A 16,144-nucleotide genomic window follows, 5' to 3' on the forward strand; every position below is an offset into this window, starting at 1 on the left:
TCCCCTTTCCGGGGTTGCCCCGGCAGTTACGGGCTGAGGGTCACAGCCGCGACGCGATGGCGTCGCCGACCTCGCTGGTGCGCCGAGCACCGGTGCGCTCGGCGACGTCCGCGCTGACGGCCTGCTCGATCCGGCGAGCATCCTCCGGACGTCCGAGGTGGTCGAGCAGCAGGGCCATCGACGAGATGGCGGCGGTCGGGTCGGCCTTCTGCTGCCCGGCGATGTCGGGGGCAGAACCGTGGACCGGCTCGAACATGGACGGGAACTCGCCGCTCACGTTGATGTTGGCGCTGGCGGCGAGGCCTATGCCGCCGGTGATCGCGCCGGCCTCGTCGGTGAGGATGTCACCGAACAGGTTGTCGGTGACGATGACGTCGAAGCGCTGCGGATCGGCGACCAGCATGATGGTCGCCGCGTCGATGTGCAGATAGTCGGTGGTGACCCCGGGGAACTCCGCGCCGACCTCCTCGACGATGCGCCGCCACAGGCCGCCCGCATTCACCAGGACGTTGTGCTTGTGCACCAGGGTGAGCTTCTGGCGCCGCGCCATGGCGCGGGTGAAGGCGTCGCGGACGACCCGTTCGACCCCGAAGGCGGTGTTGACGCTCACCTCGGTGGCGATCTCCTGCGGGGTGCCGACGCGCACCGCGCCGCCATTGCCGCAGTACAGGCCCTCGGTGCCCTCACGGACGACCACGAAGTCGATCGGTCCGCGGTTGACGACCTCGGACGACAGCGGAGTGGCGGTACCGGGGAAGTACTTGGACGGACGCAGGTTCACCGCCTGGTCGAGCGCGAAGCGCAGCTTGAGCAGCAGTCCCCGTTCCAGCAGGCCGCTGGGGATCTCCGTCGAACCCGGCGCCGCGCCAACCGCGCCCAGCACGATCGCGTCCACGCCCTTCAGTTCCTCCAGCACGGAATCGGGCAGCACCTCGCCGGTGCGCAACCAACGCTCCGCGCCCAGGTCGTAGTCCACGAAGGTGAAGGCGTCCTCGCCCGTCGCAGCCTTGAGCACCTTGAGTGCCTCGGCGGTCACCTCGGGGCCGATGCCATCGCCACCGATGACGGCGAGGGTGGGGGTCTGTGAAGTCATGGCCCAGACCCTAGTGGGGCGGTCACGAGGTGGGCCGTGGGTCTCACCGCGCGGGGGCTGGGGTAGTTTTCGGGCCATGGCCCTTGACTTCTCCGCCCCGCAAAACCCGACCTGGACCCCCGAGGAGCGCATCGCCGAGATCTCCGTCGACCCGGGCTTCGGCGACTACTTCACCGACCACATGGCCCGGGCCACCTGGTCGGCCGGCGAGGGCTGGAGCGATGGGGCCGTCGTGCCCTACGGGCCGATCCCGATGGACCCGGCAAGCGCCGTGCTGCACTATGCGCAGGAGATCTTCGAGGGCCTCAAGGCCTACAAGCACGCGGACGGTTCGGTGTGGCTCTTCCGTCCCGAGATGAATGCCCGACGCTTCGCCGCCTCGGCGCATCGGCTGGCGCTCCCGGAACTGTCGGAGGAGGACTTCCTGGCGGCGGTGGAGGCGCTGGTGCGCACCGACGCCCGCTGGGTTCCCGGCCTGCCCGAGCAGAGCCTCTATCTGCGTCCGTTCATGATCGCCCACGAGACCTTCCTCGGCGTCCGTCCGGCGCAGACCGCCGGCTTCTGGGTGATCGCCTCCCCGGTGGGTGGCTACTTCAAGGGCGGCGTCGCCGCCGTCTCCATCTGGGTCACCACCTCCTCCTCCCGCGCCGGCATCGGGGGCACCGGAGCCGCCAAGTGCGGCGGCAACTACGCCGCCTCCCTGGAGGCCACCAAGGAGGCCTACGCGAACGGCTGCAACCAGGTGCTCTTCCTGGACGCCGCCGAGCAGCGCTGGATCGAGGAACTGGGCGGCATGAACCTGTTCGTCGTCACCTCCGCGGGCGAGCTCGTCACCCCCGAACTGTCCGGCTCGATCCTGGCCGGCGTCACCCGCGACTCCATCCTGCAGTTGGCGCCCGAACTGGGCCTGATCCCCGTCGAGCGCCGGCTGGAACTGGCCGAGGTCTTCAAGGGCATCCAGGACGGGACGATCGTGGAGGCCTTCGCCTGCGGCACCGCCGCGGTCATCACCCCCATCCGCTCCTTCAAGGACGCGGAGGAGGAGGTCGTGCTGCCCGAGGTCGCCGAGCCGGCCAGCCTCAAGATCCGCGACGCGCTGCTCGACATCCAGTACGGACGGCTCGAGGACACCCACGGGTGGACCCGCAGGGTCTGCTGACCGGGGACTGAGCGATTTGTCCACGGGCTGGGACCAACGGTCTTGGCGCGTGGGATCGCGCACACTGTCGGCGACCCACCCCGAATCGGAGGCGTAGTACCCCCATGACCACCCAGCCGCTGGCCCCCGAGCACTTCCAGATCTTCGACACCACCCTGCGCGACGGTGCGCAGCAGGAGGGGCTGCGGCTGTCGGTGGCCGACAAGCTGCGCATCGCGCGGTTGCTGGACGGTCTGGGTGTCGCCTTCATCGAGGGCGGCTGGCCGGGTGCCAACCCCAACGACACCGCCTTCTTCGAGGCGGCGAAGACCGAGCTGGATCTCGACAACGCCCGCTTGGTCGCCTTCGGCTCGACCCGCAAGGCCGGCGGCAGTGCTGCCTCCGATGCGCTGACCCAGGCGCTGGTCGATGCCGGCACCAAGTACATCTGCATCGTCGCGAAGAGCCACGACCGTCACGTCACCGACGCGCTGCGCACCACGCTGGAGGAGAACCTGGCGATGGTGCACGACACCGTCACCCACCTGGTCGGGCTGGGCAAGCACGTCTTCGTCGACTGCGAGCACTTCTTCGACGGCTACCGCTCCAACCGCGACTATGCCCTCTCGGTCGTCCGCACCGCCGCGGACGCCGGCGCCGAGGTCGTCGTGCTGTGTGACACCAACGGCGGGATGCTGCCCAGCCAGATGGCCGACATCGTCTCGTCCGCCGCCGAGATGGGCGTCGAACTGGGCATCCACTGCCACAACGACACCGGTTGCGCGGTCGCGAACTCGATCGCCGCGGTCGAGGCGGGCGTCAGCCAGGTGCAGGGGACGATGAACGGCTACGGCGAGCGCACCGGCAACGCCGACCTCACCTCGGTCATCCCGAACCTGCAGCTCAAGTACGGCTGGCCGTTGGTCAGCGACGAGCAACTGGCCTCGCTGAGCCATGTGGCGCTCGCGATCGCCGACATCACCAACCAGGCGCCGCACGCCCGGCAGCCCTATGTCGGCCACTCCTCCTTCGCGCACAAGGCCGGGCTGCACGCCTCGGCCATCCGCGTCGACCCGAACCTCTACCAGCACGTCGACCCGGCGCTGGTGGGCAATGGGATGCGGATGTTGATCTCCGACATGTCGGGACGGGCGAACATCCAGATCAAGGGCGAGCAGTTGGGCCTCGACCTCGATGACCGGGAGGTTGCCGCCCAGGTCACCGACGCGGTCAAGGCGCGCGAGGCGCTCGGCTACTCCTACGAGGCAGCCGATGCAAGCTTCGAGCTGCTGGTGCGCGACCAGCTCGGCATCCTGGAGTTCCCCTTCGAGATCACCAGCTGGCGCGCCAGCACCGAGCACCGCGTCGGCATGGCCGAGGCCAACGACACCACCAGCGAGGCCACCGTCCGGCTGGTCGCCGCGGGGGAGACCCACTCCACCGCCGGCGAGGGCAATGGCCCGGTCGACGCGCTGGACAACGCCCTGACCCGCGCCTTGGCCGCCAGCTACCCGCAGGTGAAGGGTTTCCGGCTGATCGACTACCGGGTGCGAATCCTGGAGACCGGTGCCAGCACGGACGCGATCACCCGCACGCTGATCGACTTCTCCGACGGGGAGCGAACCTGGACGACCGTCGGCGTCGGGACGAATGTCATCGAGTCCAGTTGGGAGGCGCTCACCGACGCCTACCTCTACGGCTTGGTGAAGGACTTCGGCCGCAGCTGAGTGCCCCGTCCTCACAGGCCCCGTTTCTCGAGGGCCTGGGATGGTCAGCCCTCGAGGTCGCGGCGGCGCCGAGACAATTGGCGCACCAGCCGTTCGGTGGCATTGCGCGTCAACGGCAAGGCGCCGTCGCGCAGGTCGTCCAGCAGCGGGCTGGTCGCCGTCAGCACCTGGTCGAGCGCCCGTTCGACGGCGCGCGAAGGCAGGCCCAGGGTTCCGCCGAAGGTGCGGAAGGCTGTGCGCGTCAGGTTCTCCCGTCGCCCGGCCAGAACCAGCGCCATCGTGTGGTCGCCGTAGGGGAGCGTGGAGGGCAGGTCATGGGCGGGCGCCAGTCGCCACTCACCGTCTGGGTGCTGCAGCACGGACAGGTTCTTGGCGTGCAGGTCGCCATTGCCCGTCAGCCAGGCGAAGGCGAACAGGACGAAGGCACCGCGCGCGGCAACCATCCGGGCTGGGCAGGCGTCCGCGCCGGCGCCGGCCACCTCCTCGGAGCTCACCGCATACTTGTCGGCCGGGTATCGGCCGAGCAGCTGGCAGGCGTCCTCCACGGCCAGCCTGGCCACACCTGCGTCGGCGTCCAGGACGCGGTCGAAGCGTTCCACCACCAGACCGGCCCGTCCCTCGACGTCGCGGACAAGCTCCGCCCGCGCCACGGGGACGGGCAGCCGACGCGCGAGACGCAGCAAGTAGTCCTCGTTCTCGACCGCCCCCGGGTACTCCGGCGGATCCAGCTTGATGATCGCCCGCACCCCGTCCAGCCGCACGGGCAGCGAGATCATCGCCCCGGACGCCTTTTCCTGCACCCCGGCAGGCCCACCCGGTCGACCACCCCGGCCGAGGTCAGCAGGTCGGCGAAGCGCAGGACGCCGGAGCTCACCAAGGGCTCTGGCGTGACGGGTTCCTGCCCCTGGGGCGCGAGGGTGACGTCCCCGATCGTGTCGCCCCCGACGGCCAGCAACAGGCTGAGTTCGTCGTCGGCGGAGGTCTTGACTGCTTGGCGCAGGGCCGTCAGGCGCCGCCCCGCTGGCAACAGCCCGGCGAAGAAGGGCGGCACCGCCCCGGCGGGCGCCTCCACTGGGGCCGCGTCGCGCGGCAGGGTCGTCGCCACCGGCGGGCCGTCATAGTCGTCCAGGTACTCGAAGCGGGTCCGGTCGTGCTGTCGGGTCAGGGTCGCGGCAGGCGTCCCGGCCTTGAACACGGTGGCCCGGGTGGCCCCACGGACGTCCTGATGGTCAGCCATGGCGCTCACGCAAGGTGGCGACCAGCCGCAACCCCAAGGTCTCGAGCACCTTGGTCAGCACGTCGAGCCGTGCCGTGTGCTTGCCCTGTTCCAGGGCGCGGACGGTGCGTTCGGAGACGTCGGCGAGGTCGGCGAGGTCAGCCTGAGACAGACCCAGCTCACGGCGGCGCAGCCGCAGCTGCTCACCCAGTTCGTCCATGACCACCTCCCAACGGCACGTTCGTGCCGGTCGGGATCATTGTGCGCGCCCCGGAAGCGCGAATCAAAGCCAATCGGAAAGATCGTGCCGCTACGCAGTCGGTAGGGGAGTCTGGCCTCATCGTCCCGAACGAACCGGCGCGATCGTGCCGGTCAGCTGATACGGTCGATCAGCAGCGGCTGGCGCTCGACTGCCTGGTCGCCCACCTCGTAGCCGCCGCCCAGCGCCTCGCGCGCCCGTTCGAAGGCTTCGGGGGTGTCGGTGTGCAGGGTCATCAGGGTCTGGCCCTTGGTCATGCGGTCGCCCGGCTTGGCGTGCATCACCACGCCGGCTCCGGCCTGCACCGCATCCTCCTTGCGCGCGCGTCCCGCGCCGAGACGCCAGGCCGCGACGCCCACCGCCATCGCATCAAGGCGGGTCAGAACGCCATCGGTCTCGGCAACGACGTCGTCGGTGTGCTTCGCGACGGGCAGGGTCGCGTCCGGGTCGCCGCCCTGGGCACGGACCATCGCCTTCCAGGTGTCCATCGCGCGGCCGTCGGCCAGGGCCTCGGCGGGGTCGACGTCCGAGCCGGCTGCCTGCAGCATCTCGCGAGCCAGGGCCAAGGTCAGCTCGACGACGTCGGCGGGGCCGCCACCGGCCAGCACCTCCACCGACTCGGTGACCTCCAGCGCATTGCCGGCGGTCAGTCCCAGCGGGGTGTCCATGTCGGTGAGCAGCGCAACGGTGTTCACGTCGGCCGCCTTGCCCAGCGCCACCATGCGACGGGCCAGTTCGGTCGCGTCCTCACGGTTCTTCATGAAGGCACCCGAGCCCACCTTGACGTCCAGCACCAGCGATCCGGTGCCCTCGGCGATCTTCTTGCTCATGATGGAACTGGCGATCAGCGGGATCGCCTCCACGGTGCCGGTGACGTCGCGCAGCGCGTAGAGCTTCTTGTCCGCGCGGGCCAGACCGTCGCCAGCGGCGCAGATCACTGCGCCGACCTCCTCGAGCTGGCGCATCATCTCGTCGTTCGACAGCATCGCGCGCCAGCCGGGGATCGACTCCATCTTGTCCAGGGTGCCGCCGGTGTGGCCCAATCCCCGTCCGGACAGCTGGGGGACCGCGACCCCACAGGCGGCCACCAGCGGCGCCAGCGGCAGGGTGATCTTGTCGCCCACCCCGCCGGTCGAGTGCTTGTCGGAGGTCGGACGCGAGAGCGACGAGAAGTCCAGCCGCTCGCCGGTGTCGATCATCGACTGGGTCCAGGTGGCGAGCTCACGGTCGTCCAGGCCGCGGAAGAGGACGGCCATCGCCATCGCGGACATCTGTTCGTCGGCGACCATCCCGTCGGTGTAGGCGTTGATCAGCCAGCGGATCTGATGGTCGTCCAGCTCACCACCGTCACGCTTGGTGCGGATCAACTCGACTGCGGAAAAGGTCTTGGCCATGGCGACGAGTATTCCAGTGCGGGGGCGCCGATACTGTGGGCCCCATGCGTATCGCTCGATTTGCCCCCGATGGCGCCGAACCCCGCTTCGGCATCGTGGAACTGGCCGCCGACGGGGGAGACAACCCCGACACGATCGCGACGATCAGTGGTGACCCCCTGGCCGGCCCAGTCAACTACACCGGGGAACGTCTGGCGCTGGACGACGTCCGGTTGCTGGCGCCCGTCATCCCCCGCTCCAAGGTCGTCGGCGTCGGTCGCAACTTCGCCGCGCACGCCGCAGAGATGGGCAATGAGGTGCCCACCACTCCGCTGATCTTCCTCAAGCCCAATACCTCGGTGGTCGGGCCCTACGACCCGATCGTGCGTCCGTCGGCCTGCAAGGACCTGCACCACGAGGGTGAGCTGGCGGTCGTCATCGGACGCATCTGCAAGCAGGTGCCCGCCGAACGTGTCGCTGAGGTCATCTTTGGCTACACCGTCGCCAACGACGTCACCGCCCGCGACCTGCAGGCCACCGACGGGCAGTGGTCTCGCGCCAAGGGCGCCGACTCCTTCTGCCCGCTCGGCCCGTGGATCGTCACCCACCTCAGCCTCGACGACGCCGCCAAGCTCGACATCACCACCGCCGTCGACGGTGAACTGCGCCAGCAGGGCAACACCGGCCAGATGGTGCGCGGCATCGCCGAACTCGTCAGCCACATCAGCTCCTTCACCACCCTGCTGCCCGGCGATGTCATCCTCACCGGCACCCCGGCCGGCGTCGGCTCGATGGAGCCCGGCCAGCGCGTCACCGTCACGGTCGAGGGCATCGGCGACCTGACCAACACTGTCGTGGACGAGGACGAGGACGAGGACGAGGACGCGGAGTGAGTCTGACCCCCGTCTCCACGCTCGACCCGCCCGCTGGCGTCGACTACGCGCAGGTCACGACCGGGCCCGACGCACAGCCGGCGAGCTCCATGGTGGGTGCGCTCATGGGTCTGGCGGGCTACTTCGTCGTCGTGCCGTTGGTCGCCCAGCTGGTGATTGCGCTCGGGTGGTACGCAGTGGGACGTCCGTCGACGCTGGCCTCCTACACCGCCGAGGCGCTGCGCTTCGAGCATCCGATCGGCATGTTCGCGAGCCACCTGGCGCTGGCGCTGCTGATCCCGATCGCGATTCTGGTGACCCGCTGGATCGCCGGACGGCACCCCAAGTGGCTGGCCAGCGTGCAGCCCGGCGTGCGCTGGCGCTACCTGCTGGCCTGTTTCGTCATCGCGGCGGTGCTACTGAACGCCGTGCTGCTGGTCGGACGGATCGGGACACCTTGGCAGCCCGATCCACAGGCCAATGTCTGGGGCTGGCTGCTGCTGGTGCTGCTCACCTCGCCATTCCAGGCCGCCGCCGAGGAGGTCTTCTTCCGTGGCTTCCTGCTGCAGTCCTTCGGGGCGCTTGCCCGCAACCGCTGGGCGGGGGTGGTCGCGTCCGCGCTGATCTTCGCGTTGATGCACGGGACGCAGAACCTGCCGCTCTTCCTGGACCGGCTGGGCTTCGGTCTGCTGGCCGGCTGGCTGGTGCTGCGGACGGGGGGGCTGGAGGCCGGGATCGGTTGCCACGTGGCCAACAATCTCTTCGCCTTCGGCTGGGCGGCCTTCTTCGGCGGCATCGCCACGGCACGCACCACGCAGGTCATCGGCTGGGGCAATGCAGCCAGTGACCTGTTCGGCTTCGCGCTCTTCGCCGCCATCGCGTGGTGGCTTGCCGGACGCATGAACCTGGCCACCCGAACCCCCGGTTTGGAATCACGGGCCTCGATCGGGTAGAGTTCCACGTCGTTGCCCCTCGGGGCAGCCAACCAAGGGGTATAGGGTAATTGGCAGCCCGACTGATTCTGGTTCAGTTAGTCTAGGTTCGAGTCCTAGTACCCCTGCTGAGGGTCAAATTGCTCGTCAGGGCATGTTTCGCTAGACTCTCCTCGCTCGCAAGAGCACGCTAGGGCCCCGTTGTGTAGCGGCCTAGCACGCTGCCCTCTCAAGGCAGTAGCGCGGGTTCGAATCCCGTCGGGGCTACCAGTACCAAAGACCCGGATCCTCTCCAGGATCCGGGTCTTGGTGCATTTGCCCGTTTGAGGTGCCCCCTGGCGCCGGTCTCCCGGCACCGGGGTCAGCCCAGTCGGAAGGTTCAGTCGTTGGCGCCGGAGCGGCGCAACACCTCGGAGAGGCGCTCGGCGGCGGCCATCACGGCTGGCGCGTGCAGTCGTCCGGGCTGGCGGGTGAGGCGCTCGATCGGGCCCGAGACGCTGAGGGCGGCGATCACCTTGCCGGATGGAGAGCGGACCGGGGCCGACACCGATGCGACGCCCGCCTCGCGCTCGCCGACGCTCTGCGCCCAGCCAAGACGACGAACGCCAGCCAGGGCCACCGCCGAGAAGGACGACGAGTTCAACCCGCGCTGCAGCCGTTCCGGCTCGTCCCAGGCCAGCAGCACCTGCGCGGCGGACCCGGCCGTCATCGTCAGCTGGGTGCCGATCGGGATGGTGTCACGCAGCCCGCTCGGACGCTCGGCGGCGGCCGCGCAGACGCGGATGTCGCCCTGGCGCCGGAACAATTGCGCGGACTCGCCCGTGATGTCGCGAAGACGCGCGAGAATGGGTCCGGCGGTGGCCAGCAGGCGGTCCTCGCCGGCGGCGCTGGCCAGCTCGGTCAGGCGGGGCCCCAGCACGAAACGCCCCTGCAGGTCGCGGCCCACGAGTCGATGGTGCTCGAGTGCCACGGCCAGGCGGTGGGCCGTGGGGCGGGCCAGCCCGGTGGCGGTCACGAGACCGGCCAGCGTGGTGGGCCCTGACTCCAGTGCGGTCAGCACCAGCGCGGCCTTGTCGAGAACACCAACACCCGAAGAGTCGTCCATAGGGCAAGACTAGCGTCTCGCAATCTGATATTCCAGTGGCATACTGGACCCATTGGCGCGGCCTCCGCGCCGCCTCGCGGACGCGGGGGATCAACGCCACGAAGGGGAGCCACATGGGCAAGACGCTCAGCGAGAAGGTCTGGGATGCGCACGTCGTCCGTAGCGCACCGGGCGAGCCGGACCTGCTCTACATCGACCTGCACCTGGTCCACGAGGTCACCAGCCCCCAGGCCTTCGACGGCCTGCGCTTGGCCGGTCGCCAACTGCGCCGCCCTGACCTGACGCTGGCGACCGAGGACCACAACACTCCCACCCTCGACATCGACAAGCCGATCGCCGATCCGGTCTCGCGCACCCAGGTGGACACCCTGCGCAAGAACGCCGCCGAGTTCGGCGTCCGCATCCACTCCCTCGGTGACAAGGACCAGGGCGTCGTGCACATCATCGGCCCGCAGCTGGGCATCACCCAGCCCGGCATGACGATCGTCTGTGGTGACTCCCACACCGCAACCCACGGTGCCTTCGGTGCCCTGGCCTTCGGCATCGGCACCAGCGAGGTCGAGCATGTGCTCGCCACCCAGACGCTGCCGCAGGCCAAGCCGAAAACGATGGCTGTCGAGATCAACGGCTCCCTGCCCGAGGGCGTCACCCCCAAGGACGTCGTGCTCGCGCTGATCGCGAAGGTCGGCACTGGTGGCGGCCAGGGCTACATCGTCGAGTACCGCGGCGAGGCCATCGAGAAGATGTCGATGGAGGGCCGCATGACGATCTGCAATATGTCGATCGAGTGGGGCGCCAAGGCCGGAATGGTTGCTCCCGATGAGACCACCTTCGCCTATCTGCAGGGGCGCCCGCACGCCCCCGAGGGCGCCGAGTGGGCCGCGGCCGTCGAGTACTGGCGGACGCTGCGCACCGATGACGATGCCACCTTCGATGAGGTCGTCACCCTGGACGCGTCCACGCTGACCCCCTTCGTCACCTGGGGCACCAACCCCGGTCAGGGCGTACCGCTGGGTGCCCGCGTCCCCAGCCCGGACGACTTCTCCGACCCGGTCGAGAAGGCCGCCGCTGAGCGCGCGCTGGAGTACATGGCCCTGCAGGCCGGTACCCCCATGCGCGAGGTGGGCGTCGACACCGTCTTTTTGGGTTCGTGCACCAATGGGCGCATCGAGGACCTGCGCCTGGCGGCCAGCGTGCTGAAGGGCAACAAGGTCGCCGAGGGCGTCCGGATGCTCGTCGTCCCCGGCTCGGCGCGGGTGCGCCTGGAAGCAGAGGCCGAGGGTCTGCACCAGGTCTTCCTCGATGCGGGTGCCGAGTGGCGCGCCGCAGGGTGCTCGATGTGTCTGGGCATGAACCCGGACCAGTTGGCCCCCGGTGAGCGCAGTGCGTCCACCTCGAACCGCAACTTCGAGGGACGACAGGGCAAGGGTGGCCGTACCCACCTGGTCAGCCCGGCTGTTGCCGCCGCCACCGCCATCACCGGTCACCTCAGCGCCCCCGCTGACCTGGCCGCCACCAACTCGACCACGAACGCCTGAGAGGCACTGACATGGACAAGTTCGCAAGCCATACCGGCGTCGCCGTCCCGCTGCGCCGCTCGAACGTCGACACCGACCAGATCATCCCCGCGGTCTACCTGAAGCGCATCACGCGGACGGGTTTCGAGGACGGCCTGTTCTCGGCCTGGCGCAATGACCCCGAGTTCGTGCTGAACCGCGAACCCTGGAAGTCCGGCTCGATCCTGGTGGCCGGCCCCGACTTCGGCACCGGGTCGTCACGAGAGCATGCCGTGTGGGCGTTGCAGAACTACGGCTTCAAGGTCGTCATCGGGTCGCGCTTCGGCGACATCTTCCGGTCCAACGCCGGCAAGGCCGGCCTGCTGGTGGCCCGTGTGCCCCAAGAGGTCGTCGAGAAGCTCTGGAGCGCAGAGGACGCCAACCCTGGCCAGCCGGTCACGGTGGACCTCGAGTCGCGGACCATCACCACGGCCGACGGCACCAGCCACGACTTCGAGATCGACGACCACACTCGCGCCCGCCTGCTAGAGGGCCTGGACGACATCGGCTCGACACTGCAGCACGAGGCCGACATCACCGCCTATGAGTCGACCCGCCCCTCCTTCAAGCCGGCTTCGCTGCCCGTCCGCACCGCCGACTGACGGTTGTTCCGGCGTCTCGATTGCTTTCGAGGGGCCGTGTTCGACTCGGCGTCCGCTTTCCCATGCTGGGAGGCGGACGCTTTCACTTTCCTGAACAACATCGCCAAGTGAGGGTTCCGGATGGATTCAACGAAATTGTTTGCCTACCTTGGCAACCGCGCCACTGCACAGTGCGATGGCGTACTCGGCGCGGGGCCGAGAAACAGAAAGGCACTACGTTGAACAAGGCAGAGCTGATCGATGCGCTGGCCAAGCAGCATTTCGAGGGGAACAAGGCCAACGCCACGCGTGCACTGAACGCCGTCGTAGACACCATCTCGACCGAGGTTGCGCAGACCGGCAAGGTCTCCATCACCGGTTTCGGCGTCTTCGAGGTGTTGCACCGCGAGGCCCGAGTCGTACGCAATCCGCGCACGGGGGAGCGCAAGCAGGCCGACGCGATGGACCTGCCCAGGTTCCGTCCCGGCACCGACCTCAAGAACCGCGTGCAGGCTGCCGCTGACGCCAAGACCAAGTGACCTGAATACGCCGCCCCCCCGGCGTGGTCGGCGTGGACAAGTCCCCATGAACAGGTCTCGGCCCGGATACCCCCGAGGTATCCGGGCCGTGATCTTTTCGGGAGGGTTGAAGAATTGTCCAGTGGTGGAATTCCTGAACCCCGGCTGAATCCGTTGCTCCGTTGGGGCACTCGATTTATGCCCAACGAGGCCAAGCCCACTCATGCATTCTTCTGGTGCACCATCAGGTCAACGGAAATGGGGGCCAGTTCTGTCACCGCGCCATCGTGGATTCGGGCCAGCACCCGTTGGCCCGGGTGCAGGGCGGCGAACCCCTTGGCTGCCAATGACTGTGCGCTGAGCACCGCCGACGCGACCGGCACCCTGACTCCGGCGTCCGTGAGGGCAGTCATCGGCTCGTCCCCGGTCGTGGTGACGGGAACGAGGTCGCGGGCGCTCTGGTCGGGCAGCATGTCGTGGATGCTAGCGAGTGGCCGTCCACTAGTCTCGTGGGGCAGCATCGAACACCCGAGGAGCACACATGTCACAGCGCACCGTCGTCAAGAGCGATGGCGAACCTGCTTACCGCTTCCTCGGTGCGGTCGTCCATGGCGTCGACCGGGCACTGTGCCGCCTCGACTGGCGCAACCAGGACCGGGTGCCGGCAACCGGTGGTGCCCTGGTGGTGGCGAACCACATCTCCAACTATGACCCGGTTGCGCTGGGGGAGTACCTGATCCACTCCGGTCGCTGGCCGCGCTTCCTGGGCAAGTCGGACATCTGGAAGGCGCCAGTGGTTGGCTACTTCGCGAAGGCCTGCAACCAGATCCCCGTCGAGCGCAACACTCGCAATGCCGGCCAGGCACTCAAGGCCGCGGAAGACGCATTGGCCGCGGGTGAACTCGTCGTCCTCTATCCCGAGGGAACCATCACGGCCGACCCGGACGAATGGCCGATGACCCCACACTCCGGTGCCGCGCGTCTCGCGCTCGCCTCCCGCGTCCCGGTCATCCCCGTCGCCAGCTGGGGCGCGAACCACATCATCCCCGGCAAGAAGCTGCACCTGCCGCGTTTCTTCCCGCGCAAGACCCTGTCGGTCATCGCCGGGGACCCGGTTGACCTCTCCGACCTCTATGACCTGGACAACCAGCGCCTCGCGGTCAAGATCGCCGGGGAGCGGATGATGCGGGCCATCACCGACCTGCTGGAGGAACTGCGCGGCGAGGTCGCCCCGGAGGAGCGCCACGACATCCGCAAGGGTGTTCGGCTGCCCCGCGGCCCGGTCACGCTCGGCGAGGCCCCCGCGGCCGACGGGAAGTGAGGAACGGATGAACCAGCCCGGACGCATTCGCGTCGCCGTTGTCTTCGGCGGACGTTCCGAGGAGCATGCGGTCTCCTGCTCCACCGCAGCGAGCGTGCTGCAGGCGATCGATCGGACGAAGTACGACGTGGTCCCGATCGGGATCACCCGCCAAGGCCAGTGGGTGCTCGTCGCAGACGACCCCGAACCCCTGCGCCTGACCGCCGGGCAGCGGCCCGAGGTCACCGGATCGACCAGCCAGGTCGTGATGCCCCTGGGTGGCGACCACAGCGGTCTGGTCGTCCTGGACCCTGCTCAGCCGCCCGCTGCACTGGGCGTGGTCGACGTCGTGATGCCGCTGGTCCACGGCCCCTTCGGTGAGGACGGCACGCTTCAGGGCCTGTTCGAACTGGCCGATCTGCATTATGTCGGCTGCGGCGTGCTCTCCAGTGCGGTGATGATGGACAAGCACTACATGAAGGTCGTCTTCGAGTCCGCCGGGCTGCCGGTCGGCCCCTATCGGGTAATCACCGACTTGGCCTGGCGTCGTGATCCCGAGGCCGCCCTCGCGGGGCTGGCTGGCCTCGAGTTCCCGGTATTCGTCAAGCCCTGCCGCGCTGGGTCGTCCTTCGGCATCACGCGGGTCACAGATCCGGCGGGCCTGCGGGCGGCCGTCGAGGAGGCCCGAACCCATGACCCGAAGGTGATCGTCGAGCAGGGCATCACCGGTCGCGAGATTGAATGCGGCGTGCTCCAGGGCCACGGCACCGACGCCCCGCGGGTCTCCGAGACCGGCGAGATCGTGGTCGTCAAGGGGCACGACTTCTACGACTTCGACGCCAAGTACCTCGATGGGGACGCGGTGCAGCTCACCTCTCCGGCCGAACTCGACCCGCAGGTGCGCGACCGCGTGCGCGAGGTGGCGGCATTGGCCTTCGAGGCAGCTGGCTGCGAGGGTCTGGCGCGGGTTGACTCCTTCGTCACGCCCGACGGAGAGGTCATCATCAACGAGATCAACACGATGCCTGGCTTCACGCCCAGCTCAATGTTCCCGGTGATGTGGGCTGCGGCCGGCGTCGACTACCCATCGCTGGTGGACGACCTGGTCCAGCTGGCGCTGGAGCGCCCCACCGGTCTGCGCTGAGTTCGTACTCGTGCGGCTCAGAGGTTGACGACCGGGCAGGTCACCGTGCGGGTGATCCCCGGCACTGACTGGATGCCCTGCACGACGAGCTGGCCCAGTGCGTCCATCGACTCGCACTCGGCCTGCACGATCACGTCGTAGGGCCCCGTGACGTCGTCGCAGACCACCACGCCGGGCACCGACCGCAGGGCCCGGCTGATCACTCCCGAGCGACCGACCTCGGTCTGCACCAGGATGTATCCCTTGACCATCACGACTCCTCCGCTCGTGCGGGCGGTAGGGCCCGCCACGCTAGCCTCGTGCCATGGAAACTAGCACCGCCGGCACCGCGGCCGGGCCCACCGTGGGTGAGACCGGGGAGTTCGAGCTGATCAGCCTCATCACCCGCGACCTGCCGCGGCCCCCAGCCGTCTCCGTCGGCGTGGGCGACGATGCGGCGGTCTACCTGGTCAATGGGTCTGCGGTGACCAGCACCGACCTGTTGGTCGAGGGCGTGCATTTCCGCCGGGACTGGTCCTCTGCGCACGAGATCGGGCGCAAGGCCGTGGCCGTCAACGTCGCTGATCTGGAGGCGATGGGCGCCGTGCCCGTTGCCATGGTCGTCGCCTTCGGGGCGCCGGCCGACCTGCCCCTGCAGTGGGCCCGGGAGTTCAGCACCGGTCTGCGCGAAGAGGCCGCCACGGCAGGCATCGCCCTGGTGGGTGGCGACACCACCCGCGCCGCCCAGGTGACCATCTCGGTCACCGTGACCGGCCAGACCGACGCTCTGGCGCCCGTGCTCCGTTCGGGCGCCCGCCCGGGACAGGTGGTCGCGATCCGCGGCAGGCTCGGCTGGGCACATGCGGGATTGGTGGCGCTCGGACGGGGCTTTCGCTCACCGCGCGCGGCCGTCGACTCGCAACGCTGCCCGCAGGTGGCCTACGGCGCCGGCCGGCAGGCCGTTGAGCACGGCGCGGGGGCCATGGTTGACGTCTCCGACGGACTGCTGGCCGACCTCGGTCACATCGCGCAAGCCAGCGGCGTCATGATCGACCTGGATCCGCAGCGCATACCGGTGGACGAGCCGGTGCAGGCCGTCGCCGCGGCCACCGGTCAGGACCCGCTCGCGATGGTGCTGGCCGGGGGAGAGGACCACGCGCTGGCCGCCACCTTCGATCCTGACCGGGTGCCTGACGGCTGGAGGGTGCTTGGCGTCGTGCGGGAGACCGCCCAGCAGGAACGCGCCGGCGTGCTGGTCGGTGGGCGAGTCTGGGATGGTGCCGCCGGATGGGACCACTTTCCCCAGCGGTGAGTGGCTGAGCGCCTGCAGGCACGCCCAGCCAGGCATGCC

At 69.0% G+C, this 16,144-nt stretch carries 18 protein-coding genes and 2 tRNA genes; 12 read left to right on the plus strand and 8 right to left on the minus strand.

The features are described from left to right. Positions 1-40 precede the first annotated feature (40 nt). Positions 41-1,093 (minus strand): 3-isopropylmalate dehydrogenase, encoded by a 1,053-nt coding sequence (locus tag ABD089_RS08660; RefSeq protein ID WP_343885936.1) that lies wholly within the window; start codon positions 1,091-1,093, stop codon positions 41-43. A gap of 76 nt (positions 1,094-1,169) precedes the next feature. On the opposite strand from ABD089_RS08660, the gene ABD089_RS08665 reads away from it, so the two are divergent. Together ABD089_RS08665 and cimA are read left to right on the plus strand one after the other, a co-directional pair. Continuing rightward, positions 1,170-2,252: a branched-chain amino acid aminotransferase gene (locus ABD089_RS08665; RefSeq protein WP_343885937.1), complete on the plus strand. Its 1,083-nt coding sequence runs from the start codon at positions 1,170-1,172 to the stop codon at positions 2,250-2,252. Positions 2,253-2,356: 104 nt separating this feature from the next. Continuing rightward, a complete protein-coding gene (cimA, locus tag ABD089_RS08670) occupies positions 2,357-3,958 on the plus strand; it encodes a citramalate synthase (RefSeq protein WP_343885938.1) in 1,602 nt (533 codons plus the stop codon). A gap of 44 nt (positions 3,959-4,002) precedes the next feature. Here cimA and ABD089_RS08675 read toward each other — a convergent pair whose 3' ends face one another. The 4 genes from ABD089_RS08675 to ABD089_RS08690 all read right to left on the minus strand — a co-directional run bounded on the left by ABD089_RS08675 (position 4,003) and on the right by ABD089_RS08690 (position 6,827). After that, positions 4,003-4,734: a type II toxin-antitoxin system HipA family toxin gene (locus ABD089_RS08675; protein WP_343885939.1), complete on the minus strand. Its 732-nt coding sequence runs from the start codon at positions 4,732-4,734 to the stop codon at positions 4,003-4,005. Continuing rightward, complete coding sequence (locus tag ABD089_RS08680; RefSeq protein ID WP_343885940.1) at positions 4,731-5,195, minus strand: HipA N-terminal domain-containing protein; 465 nt, start codon at positions 5,193-5,195, stop codon at positions 4,731-4,733. The genes ABD089_RS08675 and ABD089_RS08680 overlap by 4 nt, the downstream gene beginning before the upstream one ends. Beyond that, positions 5,188-5,394 carry a type II toxin-antitoxin system Y4mF family antitoxin gene (locus tag ABD089_RS08685; RefSeq protein WP_343885941.1) on the minus strand — a complete coding sequence of 69 codons (207 nt, stop codon included), beginning with the start codon at positions 5,392-5,394 and terminating at the stop codon, positions 5,188-5,190. The genes ABD089_RS08680 and ABD089_RS08685 overlap by 8 nt, the downstream gene beginning before the upstream one ends. A gap of 152 nt (positions 5,395-5,546) precedes the next feature. Continuing rightward, positions 5,547-6,827, minus strand: a complete 1,281-nt coding sequence (locus ABD089_RS08690) for a thymidine phosphorylase (RefSeq protein ID WP_343885942.1) — start codon at positions 6,825-6,827, stop codon at positions 5,547-5,549. A 44-nt stretch (positions 6,828-6,871) separates the two neighbouring features. On the opposite strand from ABD089_RS08690, the gene ABD089_RS08695 reads away from it, so the two are divergent. From ABD089_RS08695 to ABD089_RS08710, 4 genes are all read left to right on the plus strand, one after another. Next, complete coding sequence (locus ABD089_RS08695) at positions 6,872-7,699, plus strand: fumarylacetoacetate hydrolase family protein (protein ID WP_343885943.1); 828 nt, start codon at positions 6,872-6,874, stop codon at positions 7,697-7,699. Continuing rightward, positions 7,696-8,631 carry a CPBP family intramembrane glutamic endopeptidase gene (locus ABD089_RS08700; protein WP_343885944.1) on the plus strand — a complete coding sequence of 312 codons (936 nt, stop codon included), beginning with the start codon at positions 7,696-7,698 and terminating at the stop codon, positions 8,629-8,631. Before ABD089_RS08695 ends, ABD089_RS08700 begins: the two co-directional genes overlap by 4 nt. Before the next feature lie 35 nt (positions 8,632-8,666). Beyond that, positions 8,667-8,738: transfer RNA gene (locus tag ABD089_RS08705), tRNA-Gln, on the plus strand. A 66-nt stretch (positions 8,739-8,804) separates the two neighbouring features. After that, positions 8,805-8,880: transfer RNA gene (locus ABD089_RS08710), tRNA-Glu, on the plus strand. 109 nt (positions 8,881-8,989) lie between these two features. Here ABD089_RS08710 and ABD089_RS08715 read toward each other — a convergent pair. After that, positions 8,990-9,715, minus strand: a complete 726-nt coding sequence (locus tag ABD089_RS08715; RefSeq protein WP_343885945.1) for an IclR family transcriptional regulator — start codon at positions 9,713-9,715, stop codon at positions 8,990-8,992. Between the two features lie 113 nt (positions 9,716-9,828). On the opposite strand from ABD089_RS08715, the gene leuC reads away from it, so the two are divergent. From leuC to ABD089_RS08730, 3 genes are all read left to right on the plus strand, one after another. Next, the gene (gene leuC / locus ABD089_RS08720) at positions 9,829-11,253 is read left to right on the plus strand and encodes a 3-isopropylmalate dehydratase large subunit (RefSeq protein WP_343885946.1); all 1,425 of its coding nucleotides are present in this window, start codon (positions 9,829-9,831) and stop codon (positions 11,251-11,253) included. 11 nt (positions 11,254-11,264) lie between these two features. Continuing rightward, positions 11,265-11,873 (plus strand): 3-isopropylmalate dehydratase small subunit, encoded by a 609-nt coding sequence (gene leuD / locus ABD089_RS08725; protein ID WP_343885947.1) that lies wholly within the window; start codon positions 11,265-11,267, stop codon positions 11,871-11,873. Positions 11,874-12,091: 218 nt separating this feature from the next. Next, on the plus strand, positions 12,092-12,391 hold the full coding sequence (locus tag ABD089_RS08730) for an HU family DNA-binding protein (protein ID WP_343885949.1): 300 nt from the start codon (positions 12,092-12,094) through the stop codon (positions 12,389-12,391). Between the two features lie 200 nt (positions 12,392-12,591). On the opposite strand, the gene ABD089_RS08735 is transcribed toward ABD089_RS08730, so the two are convergent. Continuing rightward, positions 12,592-12,843 carry a hypothetical protein gene (locus ABD089_RS08735; protein ID WP_343885950.1) on the minus strand — a complete coding sequence of 84 codons (252 nt, stop codon included), beginning with the start codon at positions 12,841-12,843 and terminating at the stop codon, positions 12,592-12,594. Positions 12,844-12,911: 68 nt separating this feature from the next. Here ABD089_RS08735 and ABD089_RS08740 point away from each other — a divergent pair, with 68 nt between their 5' ends. Both ABD089_RS08740 and ABD089_RS08745 read left to right on the plus strand, forming a co-directional pair. Continuing rightward, complete coding sequence (locus ABD089_RS08740; RefSeq protein WP_343885951.1) at positions 12,912-13,691, plus strand: lysophospholipid acyltransferase family protein; 780 nt, start codon at positions 12,912-12,914, stop codon at positions 13,689-13,691. A 7-nt stretch (positions 13,692-13,698) separates the two neighbouring features. Continuing rightward, positions 13,699-14,814, plus strand: coding sequence for a D-alanine--D-alanine ligase family protein (locus tag ABD089_RS08745; protein WP_343885952.1), 1,116 nt, complete (start codon positions 13,699-13,701; stop codon positions 14,812-14,814). Between the two features lie 17 nt (positions 14,815-14,831). On the opposite strand, the gene ABD089_RS08750 is transcribed toward ABD089_RS08745, so the two are convergent. Continuing rightward, positions 14,832-15,065 (minus strand): Lrp/AsnC ligand binding domain-containing protein, encoded by a 234-nt coding sequence (locus ABD089_RS08750; protein WP_343885953.1) that lies wholly within the window; start codon positions 15,063-15,065, stop codon positions 14,832-14,834. Between the two features lie 53 nt (positions 15,066-15,118). On the opposite strand from ABD089_RS08750, the gene ABD089_RS08755 reads away from it, so the two are divergent. After that, a complete protein-coding gene (locus ABD089_RS08755; RefSeq protein WP_343885954.1) occupies positions 15,119-16,105 on the plus strand; it encodes a thiamine-phosphate kinase in 987 nt (328 codons plus the stop codon). Positions 16,106-16,144 lie beyond the last annotated feature (39 nt).

Origin of the sequence: Luteococcus sanguinis (assembly GCF_039527675.1) — a bacterium.
Lineage (GTDB): Bacteria > Actinomycetota > Actinomycetes > Propionibacteriales > Propionibacteriaceae > Luteococcus > Luteococcus sanguinis.